20 protein-coding genes are annotated in these 20044 nt (G+C 71.9%); 8 read left to right on the top strand and 12 right to left on the bottom strand.

Annotated features, from left to right (window positions below):
* The 5 genes from GRC12_RS26320 to GRC12_RS26300 all read left to right on the top strand — a co-directional run.
* The coding region (locus GRC12_RS26320) for a glycoside hydrolase family 127 protein (RefSeq protein WP_244373792.1) at positions 1-1875 on the top strand (1875 nt) is incomplete at its 5' end.
* 29 nt (positions 1876-1904) lie between these two features.
* Positions 1905-3158, top strand: a complete 1254-nt coding sequence (locus GRC12_RS26315; protein ID WP_208781833.1) for a sugar ABC transporter substrate-binding protein — start codon at positions 1905-1907, stop codon at positions 3156-3158.
* Between the two features lie 93 nt (positions 3159-3251).
* Complete coding sequence (locus tag GRC12_RS26310; RefSeq protein WP_308286637.1) at positions 3252-4157, top strand: carbohydrate ABC transporter permease; 906 nt, start codon at positions 3252-3254, stop codon at positions 4155-4157.
* Between the two features lie 56 nt (positions 4158-4213).
* Positions 4214-4975 (top strand): carbohydrate ABC transporter permease, encoded by a 762-nt coding sequence (locus tag GRC12_RS26305; protein WP_244373795.1) that lies wholly within the window; start codon positions 4214-4216, stop codon positions 4973-4975.
* Positions 4976-5025: 50 nt separating this feature from the next.
* Positions 5026-6777: an RICIN domain-containing protein gene (locus tag GRC12_RS26300; RefSeq protein ID WP_208781831.1), complete on the top strand. Its 1752-nt coding sequence runs from the start codon at positions 5026-5028 to the stop codon at positions 6775-6777.
* On the opposite strand, the gene GRC12_RS26295 is transcribed toward GRC12_RS26300, so the two are convergent.
* The 4 genes from GRC12_RS26295 to GRC12_RS26280 form a co-directional block, all read right to left on the bottom strand.
* Positions 6764-8890: a beta-galactosidase gene (locus tag GRC12_RS26295; RefSeq protein ID WP_208781830.1), complete on the bottom strand. Its 2127-nt coding sequence runs from the start codon at positions 8888-8890 to the stop codon at positions 6764-6766. The two genes, GRC12_RS26300 and GRC12_RS26295, sit on opposite strands and share 14 nt — an antisense overlap.
* Before the next feature lie 58 nt (positions 8891-8948).
* Positions 8949-9953 carry a LacI family DNA-binding transcriptional regulator gene (locus tag GRC12_RS26290; RefSeq protein WP_244373794.1) on the bottom strand — a complete coding sequence of 335 codons (1005 nt, stop codon included), beginning with the start codon at positions 9951-9953 and terminating at the stop codon, positions 8949-8951.
* A 218-nt stretch (positions 9954-10171) separates the two neighbouring features.
* A complete protein-coding gene (locus tag GRC12_RS26285; RefSeq protein ID WP_208781828.1) occupies positions 10172-11047 on the bottom strand; it encodes a fructosamine kinase family protein in 876 nt (291 codons plus the stop codon).
* A gap of 61 nt (positions 11048-11108) precedes the next feature.
* Positions 11109-11846 carry an ANTAR domain-containing protein gene (locus GRC12_RS26280; protein WP_244373791.1) on the bottom strand — a complete coding sequence of 246 codons (738 nt, stop codon included), beginning with the start codon at positions 11844-11846 and terminating at the stop codon, positions 11109-11111.
* A gap of 132 nt (positions 11847-11978) precedes the next feature.
* Here GRC12_RS26280 and GRC12_RS26275 point away from each other — a divergent pair, with 132 nt between their 5' ends.
* Positions 11979-12329 carry a helix-turn-helix transcriptional regulator gene (locus GRC12_RS26275; protein WP_208781827.1) on the top strand — a complete coding sequence of 117 codons (351 nt, stop codon included), beginning with the start codon at positions 11979-11981 and terminating at the stop codon, positions 12327-12329.
* Positions 12330-12368: 39 nt separating this feature from the next.
* Here the strand turns inward: GRC12_RS26275 and GRC12_RS26270 are convergent, their stop codons facing one another.
* On the bottom strand, positions 12369-13019 hold the full coding sequence (locus GRC12_RS26270) for a phosphoribosyltransferase (RefSeq protein ID WP_208781835.1): 651 nt from the start codon (positions 13017-13019) through the stop codon (positions 12369-12371).
* Positions 13020-13189: 170 nt separating this feature from the next.
* On the opposite strand from GRC12_RS26270, the gene GRC12_RS26265 reads away from it, so the two are divergent.
* Positions 13190-13492: a hypothetical protein gene (locus tag GRC12_RS26265; RefSeq protein ID WP_244373790.1), complete on the top strand. Its 303-nt coding sequence runs from the start codon at positions 13190-13192 to the stop codon at positions 13490-13492.
* 19 nt (positions 13493-13511) lie between these two features.
* Here the strand turns inward: GRC12_RS26265 and GRC12_RS26260 are convergent, their stop codons facing one another.
* The 4 genes from GRC12_RS26260 to GRC12_RS26245 all read right to left on the bottom strand — a co-directional run bounded on the left by GRC12_RS26260 (position 13512) and on the right by GRC12_RS26245 (position 16971).
* Positions 13512-14276 (bottom strand): hypothetical protein, encoded by a 765-nt coding sequence (locus GRC12_RS26260; protein ID WP_208781826.1) that lies wholly within the window; start codon positions 14274-14276, stop codon positions 13512-13514.
* A gap of 75 nt (positions 14277-14351) precedes the next feature.
* Positions 14352-14777, bottom strand: coding sequence for a CBS domain-containing protein (locus tag GRC12_RS26255; RefSeq protein ID WP_208781825.1), 426 nt, complete (start codon positions 14775-14777; stop codon positions 14352-14354).
* A gap of 338 nt (positions 14778-15115) precedes the next feature.
* Positions 15116-15619: a MarR family winged helix-turn-helix transcriptional regulator gene (locus GRC12_RS26250; RefSeq protein ID WP_208781824.1), complete on the bottom strand. Its 504-nt coding sequence runs from the start codon at positions 15617-15619 to the stop codon at positions 15116-15118.
* A 23-nt stretch (positions 15620-15642) separates the two neighbouring features.
* Positions 15643-16971: an acyltransferase family protein gene (locus tag GRC12_RS26245; RefSeq protein WP_208781823.1), complete on the bottom strand. Its 1329-nt coding sequence runs from the start codon at positions 16969-16971 to the stop codon at positions 15643-15645.
* 399 nt (positions 16972-17370) lie between these two features.
* Between GRC12_RS26245 and GRC12_RS26240 the strand changes: the two genes are divergently transcribed.
* Positions 17371-17775 (top strand): ATP-binding protein, encoded by a 405-nt coding sequence (locus GRC12_RS26240; RefSeq protein WP_133049101.1) that lies wholly within the window; start codon positions 17371-17373, stop codon positions 17773-17775.
* Positions 17776-17781: 6 nt separating this feature from the next.
* On the opposite strand, the gene GRC12_RS26235 is transcribed toward GRC12_RS26240, so the two are convergent.
* From GRC12_RS26235 to GRC12_RS26225, 3 genes are all read right to left on the bottom strand, one after another.
* Positions 17782-18483: an SDR family oxidoreductase gene (locus tag GRC12_RS26235; protein ID WP_208781822.1), complete on the bottom strand. Its 702-nt coding sequence runs from the start codon at positions 18481-18483 to the stop codon at positions 17782-17784.
* 128 nt (positions 18484-18611) lie between these two features.
* Positions 18612-19175, bottom strand: coding sequence for a PadR family transcriptional regulator (locus GRC12_RS26230; protein WP_208781821.1), 564 nt, complete (start codon positions 19173-19175; stop codon positions 18612-18614).
* A gap of 149 nt (positions 19176-19324) precedes the next feature.
* On the bottom strand, positions 19325-20044 hold a 720-nt coding region (locus GRC12_RS26225; RefSeq protein WP_208781820.1), incomplete at its 5' end, for an SGNH/GDSL hydrolase family protein.

Raw genomic sequence — 20044 nt, 5'->3', positions numbered from 1 at the left:
GTCCGACTCGGCCCCGGCTCCCGCTCGGCCCTGCGCCCCGTCGCGGTCGACGTGACCGACGGCTTCTGGCACGCCCGCCGCGAGGTCAACGCCCGCACCTCCATCCCCCAGGGCCCCGGCCTGCTGGAGTCCGCGGGCAACCTGCACAACCTCCGGCTGGCGGCCGGCGCGGCCGACGGCGAGTTCCAGGGCGCCTACCCGTTCGTGGACACGGACGTCTACAAGTGGCTGGAGGCCGCCGCCTGGCAGCTGGCCCAGGGACCGTCGGCACAGCTGGAGTCGGACGTCGACCGGATCGTCTCCCTCGTCGCCGCCGCCCAGCAGCCCGACGGGTACCTCAACACCTGGTTTCAGCTGGTCAAGGGCGGCGAGCGCTACCAGGACCTGCGCTGGGGCCACGAGTTGTACTGCGCCGGCCATCTCATCCAGGCCGGCGTGGCCCACCACCGGGCCACCGGCCGCACCGAACTCCTCGATGTGGCACGCAGTTTCGCCGACCACCTCGACGCGGTCTTCGGTCCGCCCGGCAGCGGCAAGGAGATCGACGGCATCGACGGCCACCCCGAGGTGGAGACCGCCCTGGTGGAGCTGTACCGGGAGACCGGGGAGCGCCGCTACCTCGACCTCGCCGGCTACTTCGTCGACCGGCACGGCCACGGCCTGCTCGGCGGGGAGGCCTACTGCCAGGACCGGGTGCCGGTGCGCGAGGCGACGAACGTCGAGGGCCACGCCGTACGGCAGTTGTATCTGCTGGCCGCGGTCGCCGACCTGGCCACCGAGACCGGCGAGGTCGAACTGCGGTCCGCGGCCGAGCGGTTGTGGCAGGCCATGACCACCACCAAGACCCATCTCACCGGCGGGCTCGGCGCCCACCACGACTGGGAGGACTTCGGCGACCCGTACGAACTGCCCAACGAGCGCGCCTACTGCGAGACCTGCGCCGCCATCGCCTCCGTGCAGTGGAGCTGGCGCATGGCCCTTCTCACCGGCGAGGCCCGCTACTCCGACCTGATCGAACGCACCCTGTTCAACGGCTTCCTGGCCGGCGTCTCCCTCGACGGCGGGTCCTGGCTGTACGTCAACCCGCTCCAGGTCCGCGACGGCCACACCGACCCCGGCGGCGACCAGTCGGCCCGCCGCACCCGCTGGTTCCGCTGCGCCTGCTGCCCGCCGAACGTGATGCGGCTCCTGGCCGCCCTGGAGCACTACCTCGCCACGAGCGACGACGACGGCCTGCAGATCCACCAGTACGTCACCGGCCGCTACACCGCCGGCCCGATCGCCGTACGCGCCGAGACCGACTACCCCTGGCACGGCACGATCGCCCTCACCGTCGAGGACACCCCGGCCGACCGGCCCTGGACGCTGTCCCTGCGCATCCCGCGGTGGTGCCGCGACTTCCGGGTGCGGTGCGGGGAGGAGACGTACGACTCCCCCGCGCGGGACGGCTGGCTGCGGCTGGAGCGGACCTGGGCGCCCGGGGACCGGGTCGTGCTGGAGCTGGTCATGGAACCACGGCTCACCGCGGCCGATCCGCGCGTGGACGCCGTGCGCGGCTGCGTGGCCATCGAACGCGGGCCGCTCGTCCACTGCCTGGAACAGGTCGACCACCCCGGGGGCGGCCTGGACGACATCGTCATCGACACCACACGTCCGCTCGCCGTGAAGCACCGCCCCGACCTGCTGGGCGGCGTCACCACGGTCGTGGCGGCCGGCCGGCGCCGGCACATCCCGGACGCCGGCTGGTGGCCGTACACCACCGCCGACGAACCCGCGCGGCAGGACGGCGAACCCGTCGAGCTCACCGCGATCCCCTACTACGCCTGGGCCAACCGCCAGGACGGCGCGATGCGCGTCTGGCTGCCCACCTCCTGAGCCCCTTCTCCACGACAACGAGGTCACCCGTGATATCCACCCGCCGCACACTCCTGGCCGCCGTCGCCGCGGTCGGCACGCTCGCGTCCCTCACCGCCTGCGGAGGAAGCTCCGGTTCCTCCGGCTCCTCCGGTTCCTCCGGCTCGACCGGCGGGACGTACACCTTCTGGGACCCCTACCCGCAGTTCGACGCCTCCTCGGCCTGGGGCAGGCTCGTGACCTCGTGCGGCACCAAGGCCGGGGTCAAGCTCAAGCGGACCGCGTACGACACCACGGACCTGGGCAACAAGGCGCTGCTGGCCGCGCAGCAGGGCAACGCACCCGACGTCATGCTCGTCGACAACCCGGTCGTCTCCACGCTGGTGGAGGCGGGGATCCTCAACAAGACGAGCGACCTGGGCCTGAACACGTCGTCGATCCAGAAGAACATCATCGGCGCGGGCACCATCGACGGCGCCTCCTACGGGGTGCCGATCGGCGCCAACACCCTCGCGCTGTACTACAACAAGAAGATCCTCACCGCGGCCGGCGTCGATCCGGCGTCCGTCAAGGACTGGAACTCCCTCACCGCCGCGCTGAAGAAGGTCAAGGCGGCCGGGAAGAAGGGCATCACGTTCTCCGCGATCAACACGGAGGAGGGCAGCTTCCAGTTCCTGCCCTGGTTCTGGGGCGCGGGCGGCGATCTCACCAAGCTCGACTCCGACAAGGGCGTTGCCGCCCTCACGCTCTGGAAGCAGTGGGTGGACGCCGGCTACGCGCCCAAGGACGTCCTGCAGAACACCCAGACCACCAGCTGGCAGGAGTTCGCCACCGGCGACTACGCGTTCAGCGAGAACGGCACCTGGCAGCTGGGCAACGCGGACAAGGCCGGCTTCGACTACGGCATCATCAACATCCCCGCGCAGAACGGCGGTTCGGCACCCGTGCCGACGGGCGGCGAGTTCGTGACGGTGCCCGTGCAGAAGGACACCGGGCGCTACACCGCCAGCAAGAAGATCGTCACGTGTCTGACCAGCGACGCGAACCTGCTGCCCACCGACACCACACTGATGTACGTCGCCCCCACGGCCTCGGTCCAGGCGGAACAGGTGAAGCAGAACCCGAAGCTCAAGCCGTGGGTGGACGCGGTCGCGGCCGCCCGTGGCCGCACCAGTGGCGGTCTGGGCACCAAGTACCCGACCATCTCGCAGCCGATGTGGACCGCGGTCCAGGCGGCGCTGTCGGGCGGCAAGAGCCCCAAGGACGCGCTGGACGCCGCGCAGGCCGCGGCGGGGAAGGGCTGACCGGTGGCCGTGAGTCTGCGGGCCCGTGGGGGCCCGCCGCGCCCCGCTGCGAAGCCGCACTCCGGCGCTGCACGGCGCCCCGATCGGGGCGCCGTGCAGCGGGGAGCCCGCCTGTCCCCCGCCCTGCGGCGCCGGCTGACCGCGCTCGCCTACGTCCTTCCCCTGCTCGTCTACCTCGCCGCCTTCTACCTCTATCCGCTCTACCGCAACCTCGACCTGAGCCTGCGCGACTACACCGTCCGCTCCTTCGTGGCCGGGGACGCCCCGTTCTCCGGCTGGGCCAACTTCCGCAAGGTGCTGGACGATCCGACGTTCGGCCCGGCGATGCGGCACACGATGGTCTTCACCTTCGTGTCCATCGCCTTCCAGTACGTCATCGGGCTCGCCCTCGCGGTCTTCTTCAACCGGCACTTCCGTCTCGCGCCCACCCTGCGTGCCCTGTTCCTCATCCCGTGGCTGCTGCCGCTGATCGTGTCGGCGTCGACCTGGTCGTGGATGTTCAACAGCGAGTCGGGAGTGGTGAACTACTTCCTGCACTTCCTGGGGGTCGGCCCGGTCGGCTGGCTGACCTCGCCGGACTGGGCGCTGACGTCGGTGATCGTCGCCAACATCTGGATCGGCATCCCGTTCAACCTGGTGATCCTCTACAGCGGTCTGCAGAACATCCCGGCCGAGCTGTACGAGGCGGCGGCCCTGGACGGGGCGAGCGCCTGGCAGCAGTTCCGGCGGATCACCTTCCCGCTGCTGCGGCCGGTGTCCGCGATCACCCTGCTCCTCGGTCTCGTCTACACCCTCAAGGTGTTCGACCTGATCTGGATCATGACCAAGGGCGGTCCGGGTGACTCCTCCTCGACCCTGGCGACCTGGTCGTACCAGTTGGGCTTCGGCACGCTGCTGCCCAAGTTCGGCCCCGGGGCCGCGGTCGGCAACATCCTCATCCTCATCGCGCTCGTCTTCGGGCTGCTGTACATCCGCGTCCAGAGGAGGCAGGAAGCGTGAAGTCCCGCTCCAGAAGCCGCCGTCACACCGTCGTCGGCCTCGTCCTCACCGCGTTGATGCTGTTCCCGGTGTACTGGATGCTCAACGTGTCGCTCACCCCGCAGCAGGACATGCGCAAGGACCCGCCCGACCTGTTCCCGCTGCACCCCACCTTCGAGGGCTACCGAGCCGTCCTGGACGACCAGTTGCCCTACCTCGGCACCAGCCTGCTCATCGGCCTCGGCACGGTCGCGCTGACCCTGCTGCTCGCCGCCCCCGCCGGCTACTCGCTGGCCAAGCTCCGCCCGCGCGGGGGCGGCGCGCTCGGACTCATCCTGCTGGTCGCGCAGATGATCCCGGGGATCGTCATGGCGATGGGCTTCTACGGCATCTTCCTCGACCTCGGTCTGCTCAACTCCTGGTGGGGGCTGATCATCGCGGACTCCACCATCGCCGTGCCGTTCGGCGTCATGATCTTCACCGCGTTCATGTCGGGCATCCCCGGCGAGCTCATCGCCGCGTCCCGGATCGACGGTGCCGGCACCTTCCGCACCTTCTGGTCGGTGGTGCTGCCGGTGAGCCGCAACGCCCTGGTCACCGTCTCGCTGTTCACCTTCCTGTGGGCCTGGTCCGACTTCGTCTTCGCCAACACCCTGGACGGCGGCGGCGATCTGAGGCCGATCACCCTCGGCATCTACAAGTACATCGGCAACAACAACCAGGAGTGGAACGCGATCATGGCCACCGCCGTCGTCGCGTCCGTCCCCGCAGCGGTCCTGCTGGTCCTCGCCCAGCGCTATGTGGCCGCGGGTGTCACCGCGGGCGCCGTGAAGGACTGACACCACCCGCGATTCCCCTCCCCCCCTTCCTCCCTGAGGAGAACTCTGTCATGAGCCGCACAAGACCCCCCGTTCCCGCGCGCCTGACGGCCGCCCTCGGCGCCGCCGCCCTCACCGCGGCCGGCCTCGCCACCGCCGCACCGGCCCAGGCGGCCCCCACGTCCTCGACCACCCTCGTCGTCAACGCCGACCAGACCCTCCGCTCCGTCACCCATGTGGCGACCGGCAGCCTCTACGGCCTCGCCGACGCGAGCACCCCGGCCGACAGCCTGGTCACCCCGCTCAAGGCGAACACCTTCGTCCAGATGGCCCCGGGCGGCTCCCAGTTGCCCAACGGAGAGCCCAAGCCCGCGGGCGACGCCCTGGTGGTGGCCGCCAAGGCGGCGAACGCCGGCGCCAAGGTCGTCGTACGCATGCCGGACTGGTATCCGAACTTCCCGTACAAGTGGGTGAGTTGGAGCGACTGGCTGTCCGCCGTGGACAAGCAGGTCGCGTCCGTGCAGTCCTCCGGCGCCACGAACATCGCCGCCTACGAACTGTGGAACGAGCCCGACTGGACGTGGGACACCACCAACGCGGGCGCCTTCGACGCGGGATGGGCGCGCACCTACCAGGAGGTCCGGGCGAAGGACACCAGGACGCCCGTCCAGGGCCCGAGTTACTCGGCCTGGAACCAGTCCTGGATGAGCACGTTCCTCACCGACGCCAAGGCGAGCGGCACCGTGCCGGACATCATCTCCTGGCACGAGCTGCAGGGTTCGCAGAACATCGCCGCGCATGTCTCCGCCTACCGCGCGCTGGAGAGCAGCCTGGGCATCAGCCCGCGCCCCATCGCCATCGAGGAGTACGGCACCACGAGCGAGGTCGGCGTGCCGGGACCGCTGGTCGGCTATGTCGCCAAGTTCGAGCGGGCCGGTGTGCACGACGCCGAGCTGGCCTTCTGGAACCACTACGGCACCCTCGGCGACACCCTGACCGACACCGGCGGCTCACCGAACGGCGCGTACTGGCTCTACAAGTGGTACGGCGACATGTCCGGGAACATGGTCGTCACCACTCCTCCGGCGCAGACCGGCATCGACGGCTTCGCCGCCCGGAACGGGGCGGGCAACCAGATCAGCGTCGTCGCCGGCGGCTGCACCGGCTCCTGCGCCGTCACCGTCACCGGCCTGTCCTCGCTGTCGGCCTTCGGCAGCACGGTGCACGTCAAGCTGGAGTACACCCCCTCGAAGGGCCGTACGACGGCGGCCTCCGGGCCGGTCACCGTCTCGGACACCGACTACCCGGTCAGCAACGGCTCCATCACCGTGCCCGTCACGATGAACGCCTCCGACGGCTACCACCTGGTCGTCACCCCCAGCGGCACCAGCACCTCACTGGCCGGCCGGTACCAGATCACCAACAAGAACAGCGGCCTCGCCCTCGACACCAGCGGCGCGGGAACCGCCCAGGGCACCTCGGTCGTCCAGGCCACGTCCACCACGGGCACCGACCAGAACTGGACCCTCGTGGCCGCCGGGAACGGCCTGTACAAGATCCAGCAGCAGGCGAGCGGGCTGCTGCTCGGCATCAACGCCATGAGCACCAGCGACGGCGGCACCGCCCTGATCTGGGGCGACAACGGAACCGCCGACCACCTCTGGCAGCTCATCCCGGACGGCGGCGGCTACTACAAGATCGCCAACTACAACAGCGGACTGCTGCTCGGCGTGACCAACATGAGCACGTCCTCCGGCGCCCAGGTCCTGCAGTGGGACGACAACGGCACGGCGGACCACCTGTGGAAGCTCACTTCCCGGTGAGCCGGGCCGGCGCGTCGCGGAAGTCGCCGGTCTGGAAGGACTGTTCCTCGGCGCTCATGGCGTAGTCCTCGAGCACCTTCACGTCCCAGGGCCCCAGCGGCACACCGTCGTCGTACACGGTGTCCGTCAGCACGTCCCGCAGGGGCCCGGGGGCGGGCACGGACACCGGCTCCCACGACCAGTTGTGCAGGAAGCGGACCCGGCGGCCGTCCGGGGCGGTGGCCGTGGTCGAGGCGACGCTCGGGTGGGCCGGGCGCCAGGAGTCGACCGGGGCGGTCCAGTCGAACAGGGCGCGGGCGAAGGCCGGGTCGGGAACCGTGCCGACGTGGGTGACACGGCCCTTGCCGTACGGGTGCGTGGTGACCGCGGGCCAACGACCGAAGTGCGGGTGGACGTACGCGGCCAGTTCCTCGGCACCCTGCGGACGCAGACCGTCCGCCCAGTACAGGGCGTGCGCCTCCGGCGGGAGGGCGAGGGTGGCGGTGCCGGTGACCGGCAGGGGGCCGTCGAGGTTGCTGAACTCGTCGTACGTCACCCCGGCCGCCTCCGCCAGTCGCGCGGGCTGGGCGTCCGTGCGGGCCCGGGCTTCGTGATCGGCGTAGGCGGTGCGCGGACCGAGGACGAGGTGGCCGCCCCGCTCGGCGTAGGCCCGGAGACGGTCGAGGACCGCGTCGTCGGCCGCGTAGTAGGCGGGGACCACCAGGACGGGAGGCAGGTCGGCGACGGGGAGCTGGCCCGGGTGCAGGATGCGGGACTGCAGGCCCGCGTCGAAGGCGCCCCGGTAGAAGGCGTCGAAGATCCGCTCGTACGAGCGCGCGTCCGGGCCGCCGTCCGCGTCGGCGAGGGGCGGCTGCCCCTGCAACGCCCACTTGCTGGGGCCGTCGTAGAGGAACGCCACGTCGGCGTCCGGGGTCAGCTGGGCCACCAGGTCCCCGGCCTTCTCCAACTCGGCTCCGAGAGCGGCCAGTTCGCGGTAGACACGGCCCGGCCGGCCGTTGTGCGGGAGGATGCCGCCCCAGTAGGTCTCGGCGCCGAAGTGCAGGGTGTGCCAGTGCCAGTACTCGATCATCGAGGCACCGCGCGAGACCAGCGCCCAGGCGGCCTGGCGCCACTGGCCGTCGTAGGCGGGCCGGTTGTTCCAGGAGAAGCCGATGGCCTGCGCGTTGGTCTCCGTCACCAGGAACGGCTCCTGACGGGAGGAGTACATGCGGTCGGCGCTGCGGTACAGCGCCCAGGTGCCGTTGGTCGTCCAGTCCTGGCCGGAGCTGCTCCGGTCGGGCAGGGCGAGGGCGTCCTGCATCGTGTAGTAGGGGTTGCCCGCCGTGACGTCGAGGCGTTCGGTGAGCCGGTCGTCCTCCACGCCCGGACGGTCGTAGGAGATGCAGGTGGTGACGAACTGGCCAGGGCCGGAGTACTCGCGCACGATGTCGGCCTGCCAGGCGATGAACTCCGTGACCAGACGGGCCTGGAACCGGCGCCAGGCGAGGTCGTACTGCGGCTGGGCGTTGCCGTCCGGCCGCCACAGGTCGGCCCAGGTGGACAGCCGGTGCGACCAGTAGACCAGCCCCCATTCCCGGTTGAGGGTCTCCACATCGCCGTACCGCGCGCGGAGTTCGTCGGTGAAGCGCTGGAACACGCCATGGTTGTGCAGGAGATGCAGGCCCGGTTCGTTGTCGACCTGGAAGCCGATCACGGCCGGGTGGCCGGCGTACCGGGCGACGACCTTGCGGATGATCCGCTCGGCGTGGAAGCGGAAGGCCGGGTGGGTGATGTCGACCTCCTGCCGGGCGCCCCAGCCGATGCGCTCACCCGTGCGGGCCTCCCCGGTGATCTCCGGGTACTGGCGGGCCAGCCACGGCGGCACGGCGTACGTCGGCGTACCCAGGATCACCGAGATGCCCCGCTCGTGCGCGCCGTCGAGCACCGGCTGGAGCCAGTCCAGGTCGAACCGTCCGTCCTCCGGCTCCCAGGTCGACCACACCGATTCACCGACCCGGATGACCGTGAAACGCGCCTCGGCCATCAGGTCGAGGTCGTCCTTCAGCCGCTCGTGGGGCTGGTACTCGTGGTAGTAGGCGGCACCGAACAGAACGCGGCGAGGAAGCGGGAACATCCTTCTCCAATACGGTTGAGAGGTAGCTCTGCGGTGACGGCTGGAGGCCGGCGCGCGTTCAGCGGCGGGGCGGTGCGGGTCTGCGGGCCGGTGCGGTGGAGGCCCGTACGGTCAACTCGACGGCGGGGGCGATGGGTTCGGTGGGAGCTGGGCGTCCTTCGATCATGGCGACGAGCACCTCGATCGCGTGCTCGGCGACGACGGTGAAGTCCTGGCGGACGGTGGTCAGGGGCGGTGAGAGGTAGGCGGCGGCGGGGATGTCGTCGAAGCCGACGACGCTCACGCCGTCCGGGACGGACACTCCCGCTTCGGCGAACGCCCGCAGCGCACCGATGGCCATGTCGTCGTTGGCGGCGAACACGGCGGTGACGTCCGGGAGTCGGGCGAGCCGCCGTCCTGCGGTGTACCCGGAGGCCGGGGTCCAGTCGCCGGCCTCCGGCAGGGGCGGTTCGGGCGCGCCGGCGGCTGCGAGGGCCTCGCGCCAGCCCCGCACACGGTCACGGGCGGCCCACCAGTCCTGCGGACCGGGGATGTGCCAGACGGTGCGGTGCCCCAGGGAGAGCAGGTGCTCGGTGGCGATCCGGGCCCCGAGGGCGCCGTCGGCGCCGACCACCGCACTGACGCCACCGGTCTGTTCCAGCCCCTCGCCGAGGCTGACGACCGGTACGTCCGCGCTGATTCGGAGCGGGATGCCGTCGTCGACGGGCTCGGAGAGGATGATGCCGTCGACGCCCTGTTCCAGCAGCGCCTCCACGGCGACCGGGACGCGCTGCCCTTCCAGGGTGCTCGCCACGGCGAAGGAGTAGCCCGCCCGCTGCATCGCCCGTTCCAGCGCGATGAGCAGGGTCGAGGGACCGTACAGAGCGGTGCCCAGGGAGACGACGCCGATGCGCCGGTAGCGGCCCAGGAGCAGGGCGCGCGCCGCGTTGTTCGGGCGGTAGTCCAGCTCCTCGATGACCCTCAGCACGCGGTCGCGCACCTCGGGGCTGACGTGCGGTTCCCCGTTGACCACCCGCGACACGGTCTTCTGCGAGACGCCGGCCGCGCGGGCGACCTCGGTCATGCCGGGGCCGCGACGGCGGCGCCTGGAACCGTCCGGGGTCCCCTCGGTTCTGCTCGTGGCCATGCGCTCTCCCGGGACTCCCTGTCGTGACTACGTAGTCAATCGAGCCCGGCAGCGAGGACGGCCGCTTTGACTACGTAGTCAGGCCAGTGTCGGGAAGAACGAGGGCCGCGTCAACGGGTCTGTACGGAGACGAAGCCGCCGCAGTCGGTTCCGGGTCATCGCGCGAGCGCCGCCCGGGACACCGCGAGGGCCTGCTCGGCGTAGGAGCGGCCGAACAGTACGGCGTGGACCAGCAGGGGGAAGAGCTGGTGCAGCCCGACGCGGTCCCGCCAGCCGTCCGCCGGCGGCGCGGCCTGCCGGTAGCCGTCCAGGACATGGTCCAGGTGCGGGCAGCCGAAGAGGTGGAGCATCGCGAGGTCGGTCTCCCGGTGGCCGCCGTGCGCGGCCGGGTCGATCAGCCAGGCGTGGCCGTCGGCACCCCAGAGCACATTGCCGTTCCACAGGTCGCCGTGCAGCCGGGCGGGGGGTTCGGCGGGACCCGCCAGGTCGGGCAGCCGCTCGCAGAGGGCCTCGACGGCGGACGTCTCGGCGGGGCGGATCACACCCCCGTCGACCGCGGCACGCAGATACGGCAGCACTCGGTGCTCGGCGTACCAGCGAGGCCAGTCGGCGCCGGGGACGTTCCGCATCGGGGCGCGCCCGATGTACGCGTCGACGGGGCCGTCGGGCGGCGGCGCGCCGAACGCGGGCGCGCCGGCCGCGTGCAGTGCGGCCAGTTCGCGCCCGAACTCCTGAGCCGTCCGTGCCGTCGCCCGGCTCTGCGGTACGAGATCGGTGACCAGCCAACTCCCCTCACACCCATGGACGTTCGGAACGCGAACCGTGCCCGCGTCCGCCAGCCAGCGCAGTCCCGCCGCCTCGGCCCGCACGGCGCCGGGCTCGTCGGCCCGCTTGACCAGCACCGGTCCACCGCCGTCGAGGGCGACTTCGGTGACCGCACCGGACAGCGGGCGCTCGCCGCGCACCGCACGCCCGGTCAGCCGCGCCGCCGCCGCACCGGGCCCGTCACCGGCCGGCCCCCGTCCGCTCATGCGGTGCGCCGCCGGACGGTCCCGCCGGCCGCCGGGCTCACCGTCGAGGACCCGGGCCGACTCACGCGGGCGGAGCCTCCATCACCCGGCGGGCCCGCGTGACCGCGGCAGCCACCTGCTGCTGGACCTCCTCGGGCAGCGGCACCCCCCGCACCGTGTCCACCAGGTCCTGCGCCAGCACGTGCAGCTTGGTGTTGGTGTTCTGCGACGCCGTGACGAGCACGGTCCATGCGGCCTCCGGAGTCAGGTTGAACGTGGCCATCAGGATGCCCCGGGCCAGATCGATGCCGGGCCGGGTCCGCATGGCACGCCGTAACTCGGCGACCTCCCTGCGCAGTTCGCCGTCGACGTCCAGGCGCGGGACACGCTCGTCCGGGGCGGCGCCGGCGCCCTCCGAGGCGGGCCCGGCCTGGGGGAACAGCTCCCGGGCGCCGGTCAGTTCCAGCAGCCGGTCGACCGGGGGACAGCTCACGCGCAAGGTCACCGTCTTGCCGTGGTCCATGGCCCGCCGCCGCAGATCGAGCAGCAGATTGAGCCCGGCGCAGTCGCAGAACCCGACCCCGCCCAGGTCCAGGTCGACGCCTCCGGCCGAGTCGTCCAGCGCCTCCTCCAGGTCGTTCCGCAGCTGCCGGCTGCCGAAGTCGAGTTCGCCGTTGATCCGGATGTCCGTGCGCTCGCCGACCGGCAGCACATGGATCGTCGCGAGGCACGGCGGCATGGACGACGGGGCACCGCCGACCGTCATGTCGTCGGCGTCCTGCCTCGTACGGGGCCGCGCCGTGTGCGCAGGCTCCGGCATGGCGTCTCTCCCTCGTGTGGTCGCCCACCTTCGACTCCAAGGTTCCCCGCTTCGGCCCACGTACGTCAACCAATACAGGAAACGCAGTACGTGTTTTTGAATACGTGAATGCTGGGTCGCTACAGTGGGGGCATGGATGGAGTGCCCGAGCCACACACCGGATGGACGTTCATCACGAATCACGCGCGCGTGCTGGCCGCCATCGCGGACAACCACAGCGCCCGGATCCGCGACATCGCCGCCCACTGCCGCCTCACCGAACGCGCCGTCCAGAAGATCATCGCCGACCTGGAGCAGGCCGGATACCTCTCCCACACCAGGGAGGGACGCTCCAACACGTACCGGATCGACCCCAGCAAGGTGCTGCGGCACCCGGCCGAGGCGGGCCTCACGGTGGCCTCGCTGCTCTCGCTGCTCATCCAGGCCGAGGCGGACCGCACGACCACCGCTCGGCAGGACTCCCGCCCGCACGCCTCGGCCTGAGCGAACGGCGGTCGCGGTCGGCCCGGTCGGCCGCGCGAGTCAGTGGTCGGCGGTCTCGCCGAGGGCCGTCAGGACGTCCTCGTCCGTCAGCTGCTCGAACTCCTCGTAGCACAGGCCGACCGCCATGAAGTCGTCCGGCCGCTGCAGACAGATCACCGCGTCCGCCTCCGCGCGCAGCAGGTCCGCCGCCTGCGGCGAGCAGACCGGGGCGGCCAGCACGACCCGCTCGGGTCCCTGGCGGCGTACGGAGCGCAGGGCGGCGCGGGCCGTGACGCCGGTGGCGAGCCCGTCGTCCACCACGATCACGGTGCGGTCCGCCAGGTCGGGGGCGGGGCGGTCCTGCCGGTAGCGGCGCCGGCGGCGCCGGAGTTCCTCGCGTTCCCGCTCGACTACGGGCGCGAGTTCGGTCTCGGTCAGGCCGAGCCGGTCCAGGGCGTCGTCGTCGAAGAGCGGCTCGTCGTCCCCGGCGATCGCGCCCACGCCGAGCTCCTCCTGGAAGGGGGCGCCGATCTTCCGTACGACCAGCACGTCGAGCGGGGCCTCCAGGGCCCGCGCCACCTCACGGGCGACGACGACACCGCCTCTGGGCAGGGCCAGGACCAGGGGGTGGGGCAGCACGCCCTTCTCCTGTTCGATCCGCAGCCGCCCGGCCAGTTCCCGCCCGGCGTGCCCGCGGTCATGGAACTGCATCGCGGTCGTCACGGTCGTCACCCCTTTCCCGCACGACGTCCACGCTCTGTTGCCCGCCTACCCCGCGCGCCCCGGCCGATGCGCCGCTCCGGGTCGCGCGTGCGGGTCATGGGCCGCCGGGGCGGGGGTACCCGTGCTGGTGAACGACCTCTTGTGAGGATGTTGAGGAGATGACTCGGATGCTGTTCCTCGGACTGCTCCTCCTCGGCGCGACGGGCGCCTTCACCGCCCTGGCGATCGCCGGCAACCTGTCCGGCGGCCCCGAGTACTCGGTGTCGGTGCTGGACCACCACATCGCCACCATGAACACGCTGGCGATCTTCAGCTCCGGCCTGGCGCTGGCGCTTCTGTTCTGCCTGGGTCTGGCCATGGTGAGCGGGGGCGCGCACCGCCGCCACCGCACCCACCGGTCGTACGACACGGGCGCGAACAGTCACCTCGACGAGATGATGGGCCCGGACACCAGGGCCTGACGCGGCACGGCAGTCCCGCTCACCGGTCCCGCAGTTGTACGAGGTGGTGGAGCACCGGCATCGCGGCCGTGCGGTTCTCCCGCAGGGTGGGCCCGAGGAAGCGGTAGAAGCTGGGCTTGGTGAACTGGCGCAGGGCGACGGCGGCCAGGCCCGCGTCCCAGCGGGCGTGGGCGACGAAGCTGTAGTCCGACGCGCTCTCGTCCAGCGGCTGGAGCAGCACCGAGTTGTCCAGGCCCGTCTCGGCGGCGTACCAGCCGGCGAGGTGCTCCCACAGTTCGGCGGTGCGCCGCGGGTCCTCCGCCACGAAGTAGGTGAACTGGAACAGGCCCTGGTGTCCGCGGTCCACGTCCGCCAGGCACTTGGCGCAGCGGGCGGTCATCTCGTGGACGTCCCGGGCAGCGTGGTCCAGCCGACGGCGCAGACGGCGGTAGGCGGCGCTGTCCCGTGCCGGGGCGATGTCGCGTGGTGTCCGGGTCTCCACGAGGAGGACGACGTCGTAGCGGGCGCGGTGCAGTCCCGCGGGCGGGTCCCAGCCGACGGCGGGCGCGAGGGCCGCGGCCCGGTAGACACTCGCCCGCTTCACCTCGGTCAGGCTGGCCAGGTCCTCCGCCTCGGCCCGCAGCAGGTCGAGCAGGTGGGACTTGCCGCGGCTGTGTCCCGGCCTGCCGATTCCGCCCGGGGGCGGCTCCACGGCGGCGGCGAGATGCAGATAGCCGGCCGGGGGCGGCTCGGTGAGCCGTGCCCGGGCGAACTTGGGGCGCGGATGAACGAGTGTGACGCTCATGGGAGTCTCCCGCGGGGCGGTGCGGTCCCTGACCGTGCGCCTACCCGTGAGGGCATGCCCTCACGCCGGGTGCGCTCAATGGTTCGGGGCGGCCCTGCTGATGTCCGCGAGGGCCGAACCGGGGTCCTCCCTGGTGGCGAGATCGCCGATGCTGACCACGCCGACCGGGCAGCCGCCGCGCTCGACGACCGGCAGGCGACGGACGGCGTACCGGCCCATCAGCTCGATGGCACGGTCGGTGGTGTCGTCCGGTGACAGGGTCGCCACCGGCGGCGGGGTGCAGACGGACCCGACGGTCGTGTGCTCCGGGTCGAGTCCCGCGGCCAGGGCCCGGATCACGATGTCGCGGTCCGTGAGCACGCCGAACAGATCGCAGTCGTAGGCGACGAGCACGTCGCCCACGTCCCGCTCCCGCATCACTCGGGCCGCGCGGGCCACGGTGGTCATGGGTTCGAGGGCTGCCGCGCCGGGCGACATCACGTCTCGTATCTTCCGGGTCATGGGGACCTCCCGGGTGCCGGAGGGAGCACAGGTGGCATGCCAGCCGCGTAGCCCGCACCGGCCCGGGTAAACCGCGCCTCCCCACCAAGATCCGCCCGACGCACTTCCCGGCCGCGCCCGCCCGCCTGGCCTGCGCGCCATGGACCGGCAACGGCAGCCGCCCGTACGGCATGCCGACCACTGCCCCTGGCTGTTCGCCGGGGAGGCGGGCGAGGAGCGGCGGCGGCAGCGGGAGCGCCAGGAGGCGCTCGGCGGGACAGCGTGGCCGGGGAGCGCTGTTACGTCGGACGGTGCCCGGCGGAGACGGGCGCCGAGTCAGCGGTGGTGACCGTGGGGACTCACCTGCGCCGCCACGGCAGTACCGTCGGGTCGTCCGCCTCGTCGACGCGGTGCAGGGCGTCGCTGATCGCCTCGCCGATCTCCGCGAACTGCCGGACCTGCTCGGGTGTGAGGGCGTCGAAGACCGCGCGGCGGACGGCCTCCACATGGCCCGGGGCTGCCCGTTCCAGCAGGGCGTGGCCCTCCTCGGTGAGGACGGCGAGCTGGCCGCGGCCGTCGGCGGGGTCCTCGCGACGGTCCACGAGGCCCGCCTCGCACAGCCGGTTGACCGCGTGGGTGAGCCGGCTGCGGGTGATCTTGAGCCGCTGAGCCAGTTCGGACATGCCGAGGACGCCGTCGGGCGCCGAGGAGAGGTGGGCGAGCAGGCTGTAGTCGGCGTGTGTCATGCCGGCGTCCCGCCGCAGCTGCCGGTTCAGGTGGTCGGCGAGCAGGGTGGAGAAGTCGATGTAGGCCAGCCAGGCCCGTCGCTCCTCGGCGTTGAGCCAGCGTGGCGTCGTGGACATGGGCACACCCTACGGACTCGACGTCAGGCCGCCTCCTCCAAGGCGCCCTCGGTCTCCGCGGGCCGTCGGGGTACGGAACCATGGCCGCCCGGGGCCCGGTGGAGCAGGACCAGGGCCGTGCCCAGGACGAGGCCCACGGCGGCCAGGACGGGGACGCGTCCGTCCTCGGCGAAGCCCCGGGTGGCGAAGCGGATCAGGGCGAGGACGGTCGCGGCGAGACCGGGCCACAGGAGCCTGGCACGGTACGGGCCCGTGTCCGGGCGGATGCGCTCGTACCGTGCCACCAGGGCGCCCTCCAGAGGACGCAGCGCCGACACGACGACGGCGAGGAGCGCGCCGAGCACCAGCAGCCAGGGCAGGCGAAGGGCCCACCAGGACCCGGAGTTCAGGGCGGGTTCGGGGGCGAGTCCGGTCAGGTAGAAGGCGGCCGCGGCGATCAGCACCGGCAGCATGTGCCACAGATACAGCGTCATGCTGACACCGCCCAGCGGTCGCACGACCCGCCACACCCGCTCGCGTTCGAGGAGGCGCCGGAGGGCGGGCGCGGCGAGCAGACAGGCGCCCACCTGGGCCACCGCCCAGGCCAGCATCGCCACCGACGGCGGATTGGTGTTGCTCGGGGTCTGTCCGGTCACCAGGATCAGGCTGACCGGGAAGGGGCCGAGGCCGACCAGCGCCGCGAAGACCAGCCCGCCGCCGACGGCCATCGCGGCGGGCAGCCGGCGCCCGGTCAGCAGTCCGTCGCGCCAGCAGAAGCCCAACTGGTAGGCGACGCCCCAGACGAGGACGTAGTTGAGCAGACCCACGAAGGGCGCGTGGACGGTGACCACGAGCGTGTCGGCGGCCACGGCGACCGCACCCAGGACCACGGGGACGGCGAGCCCCCAGCGTCGGTGGGCGGCGTGCAGCAGCGGCGTCAGGGCGCTGACCAGCAGGTACACCGGCAGGAACCAGAACTGCATCGCCATGGCCCAGCCGACCAGCGCGAGGGTGCCCGGATCCACGCCCACGGCTTCGCAGAGCCCGACGGCGAGCAGCACCAGCCCGCTGTAGAGCCCGGTCGGCAGCAGCAGTCGTACGGCCCGCCGCCCCACCCATCCCGTGGCCGAACCGCCCGCCGCACGCGTCCGCGCCCAGGATCCGGCCGCCGCGTGTCCGCCGGCCAGGAAGAAGAGCGGCATGATCTGGAACAGCAGGGTCAGCCACTGGGTCCAGGGCACCGTGGCCAGCAGCTCCGGCGCGCCCAGCGCACGGTCCGGCCCGTGCGCCAGGACCGTGATCAACCAGTGGCCGAGCACCACCAGAACGATCGCCCACGCCCGCAGAAAGTCGACGTACCGATCTCTCCCCATGCCTCGTCATGCTGCCGGAGCCCCCGGCGAAGCCGCTCCGCGAATCCCCGGCCGCAACCAATCCGTGCCCGCGACGAGATCGGGAACGCCGTGTTCGGCCATTCTGGCCGCGGGCGGGCATATGCCAGACGGTTCGGCAGGACGCCACCGAGCCGGCTCCCGCCCGCCGAACGAATAGGGGGCCATCGCCCGACATGCCATCCGAACTGCCGTTTTCCTCGCATACGCCGGTCGTCGGGAGCCGTGTGGCGCCTCGGCACCCGTCTGGCACGCTCCCGCGTTACCGGTGGTCCCGGGGTGGCCGGAATCAGTCGGGTGTCGGGTCGGCGGTGACATTGACCTGTCACTGTGCGCTCTCCAGTGGGGAGGCTTTCGGTGTTGACAGGGGAGGGATGCTTTGTGCTGAGACGAGAGGCCTTCCGGGTGCCCCGGCACCCGGCTTCCGTGGGCTTCGCCCGGCATCGGGTACGACGTCATCTGGCCACGTGGGGACATGGCAAGGATGACGCGATCACGGAGAACGTCGTACTGCTGGCCTCCGAGCTGGCGGCGAACGTCGTCCGTCATGGACCGATCCTCGAGCGGGAGTTCGAGATATCGGTGACCGCGCGGGCCGACGGCTCCTGCTTCATAGCGGTGTCCGACCAGAGCCCGGCCCAGCCGGTACTGCGGGACGCGCCGAGCCCGGACGACGAGCGCGGCCGGGGACTGCATCTGGTGGACCAACTGGCCCGGACCTGGGGGGTACGGGACCGGGGACGCAACGGCAAGACCGTGTGGGCCCTGGTCGGCGCGTCCGGATAGCCCCCGCTACACAGCCAACTGCGGGTAGAGCGCCGACAGCTCGCCGGCGAGCCCCGCCTTGACCTGCCGTGAGATGTCGTCGGCCAGTACCTCGTGCGCCCCGGACTCGATGCCGTCGAGCGCGAGCGCGGCGACATCGCGGGCGGCGGACTTGGGGGCGTCGACGCGCGCGGTCAGGTCGGTGTCCACGTATCCGACGTGCAGGCCGGTGACCGCGATGCCCCGAGGCTGCAGTTCGAGGCGCAGGGAGTTGGTCTGCTGCCACAGGGCCGCCTTGGAGGCGCTGTAGGAGCCGGCGTTGCCCAGCCAGGACAGCACGGAGTGGACGTTGAGGATGTGGCCGCCGCCGTTGCGTTCGAGGACGGGCACGAAGGCGCGGGTCACCAGCAGCGGTCCGTAGAAGTTGATCTCGAACTCCCGGCGCACGTCGTCGACCGGGGTGTCGAGGAAGGGCCCGCCGACGGAGACGCCGGCGTTGTTGATCAGGACGGTGACGTCCTGCGCCCGCGCCGCCGCTGCCGCCACCGAGTCGGGGTCGGTGACCTCCAGGGCCAGCGGTACCGCATCGGGGTGCGTCACCGTGCGCGGGTCGCGGGCGGTGGCGTACACCTTGCTGGCGCCGCGCGCGTACAGCTCTTCCACCAGCGCCTTGCCGATCCCCCGGCTGCCGCCGGTGACGAGGACGACGGCGTCTTTGATCGCGGTCATGACCACTCCTTGAGAACGAGGATGCGCAGAACGCATATGGAAACCGATCGGTTTCACCTCACTGTAAACCGATCGGTTTCCGGACTCAAGGCCGACCGTGTATTGAGTTTGGAAAACAAACCCTTGGGTCAGTGCGCAGCCGCGCGCTGGTCGAGCCGCTTCAGGGCCGCCTCGCCCCACTGCACGTTCGCCCGCTCCAGCGCCAGGCCGCCCAGCAGGGTGAGGTAGGGGCCGATGCGCTCGGCCTGGGTGAAGTACTCGTCCTCGCTGCGGCCGTCCAGCAGCCGCTCCCTCAGCCGCTCGTAGCGGGCGAGCTTGGCGGTGGCCCGCTCGACCCGCTCGGCGACCGCGGCCCGTACGGCGTCGAGGTCGCCGATGTCGACGCACTGCACCTTGACCATCAGCTCGTCCCGGATGGCCAGCGGCTTGGCCGGGGTCGCCAGGATGTAGTCCCGCAGGACCTCCAGGCCCGCCTCGGTGAGGGAGAAGAGCCGTTTGTTCGGGCGGCGCTCCTGCTGCACGACCCGCGCCGAGACCAGCCCCTCGCCCTCCATGCGCTCCAGCTCCCGGTAGAGCTGCTGCGGGGTGGCCATCCAGAAGTTCGCCACCGAGGCCTCGAACCCCTTGGCGAGGTCGTAGCCGGACGCCTCGCCCTCCAGCAGGGCGGCCATCACCGCGTTGCGCAATGCCATTGCCCCAAATTAACACCGCGTTGATTAATCAAGGAGGTGACTACAGCCCCCAAGGGGCGCGAGGAACAGCGCGACCAGCCACGACGGCGCCGCAGACGGCAAAGGGCAGTCGACGGACGACACCGATCGCGGCACTCCCAGCGGAGCGTTCACGCGCCCTCAGCCGACGCGGTCACCGGCAGCAGGGCGGGACGCTTGGGTCGGCGCCCGTCGCCGGAGGAGCGGCCGCGCACGCGGCGGACGATCCAGGGCCCCAGGAAGGTTGTGGCCCAGCGCAGTTCGGCGCCGACGGCCCACAGGCCCGAGCGGGTCGCCGCGCCGGGCGGCAGGGGACGGGTCCAGCCGTCGTCGCTGTCCGGCAGGGCGAGGGCATGGGCGACCGCGGCGGCGATCAGCGCGTGCCCCTGGGGGCTGGCGTGCAGCCGGTCGGGGCTCCACAGCCGCGGATCGGTCACCGCGGGGTGGGGCGAGGAGTCGGCCACGACGACGCCGTGCCGCCGGGCGGCCTCACGGATGCGGGCGTTCAGGGCGAGGACCCGGGGCGCGAGCGGCCGGGCCAGCGGTGCGATGCGGCCGATGTCGGGGAAGGTGAGCGTGGCCACGCGGGCACCCCGTGCGGTGAGCGCGGCGAACATCGCCTCCAGGTGGCCGGCGACCTCGTCCGCGTCGAACCGGGGCCGCAGCACGTCGTTGACCCCGGCGACCACCGTGGCGAGGTCGGGCTCGAGCGCCAGGGCGGGCGCCAGTTGCTCGGCCCGCACCTGCCCGGCGAGCCGGCCGCGGACGGCGAGGTTGGCGTACAGCAGGCCCGGGCTGTCACGGGCGATGCGCTCCGCGAGCCGGTCGGCCCACCCCCGCAGTCCCCCGAG

The sequence above is a fragment of the Streptomyces griseorubiginosus genome, assembly GCF_017614965.1.
Lineage (GTDB): Bacteria > Actinomycetota > Actinomycetes > Streptomycetales > Streptomycetaceae > Streptomyces > Streptomyces griseorubiginosus_B.
This window is presented reverse-complemented; position numbering and strand designations above follow the sequence as displayed.

Coding starts and splice junctions, on each gene's coding strand:
- GRC12_RS26305 (WP_244373795.1), top strand. CDS start 4,214: ATGCTGTTCCCGGTGTACTGGATGCTCAACGTGTCGCTCACCCCGCAG.
- GRC12_RS26300 (WP_208781831.1), top strand. CDS start 5,026: ATGAGCCGCACAAGACCCCCCGTTCCCGCGCGCCTGACGGCCGCCCTC.
- GRC12_RS26295 (WP_208781830.1), bottom strand. CDS start 8,890: ATGTTCCCGCTTCCTCGCCGCGTTCTGTTCGGTGCCGCCTACTACCAC.
- GRC12_RS26290 (WP_244373794.1), bottom strand. CDS start 9,953: ATGACCGAGGTCGCCCGCGCGGCCGGCGTCTCGCAGAAGACCGTGTCG.
- GRC12_RS26285 (WP_208781828.1), bottom strand. CDS start 11,047: ATGAGCGGACGGGGGCCGGCCGGTGACGGGCCCGGTGCGGCGGCGGCG.
- GRC12_RS26280 (WP_244373791.1), bottom strand. CDS start 11,846: ATGCCGGAGCCTGCGCACACGGCGCGGCCCCGTACGAGGCAGGACGCC.
- GRC12_RS26275 (WP_208781827.1), top strand. CDS start 11,979: ATGGATGGAGTGCCCGAGCCACACACCGGATGGACGTTCATCACGAAT.
- GRC12_RS26270 (WP_208781835.1), bottom strand. CDS start 13,019: ATGCAGTTCCATGACCGCGGGCACGCCGGGCGGGAACTGGCCGGGCGG.
- GRC12_RS26265 (WP_244373790.1), top strand. CDS start 13,190: ATGACTCGGATGCTGTTCCTCGGACTGCTCCTCCTCGGCGCGACGGGC.
- GRC12_RS26260 (WP_208781826.1), bottom strand. CDS start 14,276: ATGAGCGTCACACTCGTTCATCCGCGCCCCAAGTTCGCCCGGGCACGG.
- GRC12_RS26255 (WP_208781825.1), bottom strand. CDS start 14,777: ATGACCCGGAAGATACGAGACGTGATGTCGCCCGGCGCGGCAGCCCTC.
- GRC12_RS26250 (WP_208781824.1), bottom strand. CDS start 15,619: ATGTCCACGACGCCACGCTGGCTCAACGCCGAGGAGCGACGGGCCTGG.
- GRC12_RS26245 (WP_208781823.1), bottom strand. CDS start 16,971: ATGGGGAGAGATCGGTACGTCGACTTTCTGCGGGCGTGGGCGATCGTT.
- GRC12_RS26235 (WP_208781822.1), bottom strand. CDS start 18,483: ATGACCGCGATCAAAGACGCCGTCGTCCTCGTCACCGGCGGCAGCCGG.
- GRC12_RS26230 (WP_208781821.1), bottom strand. CDS start 19,175: ATGGCATTGCGCAACGCGGTGATGGCCGCCCTGCTGGAGGGCGAGGCG.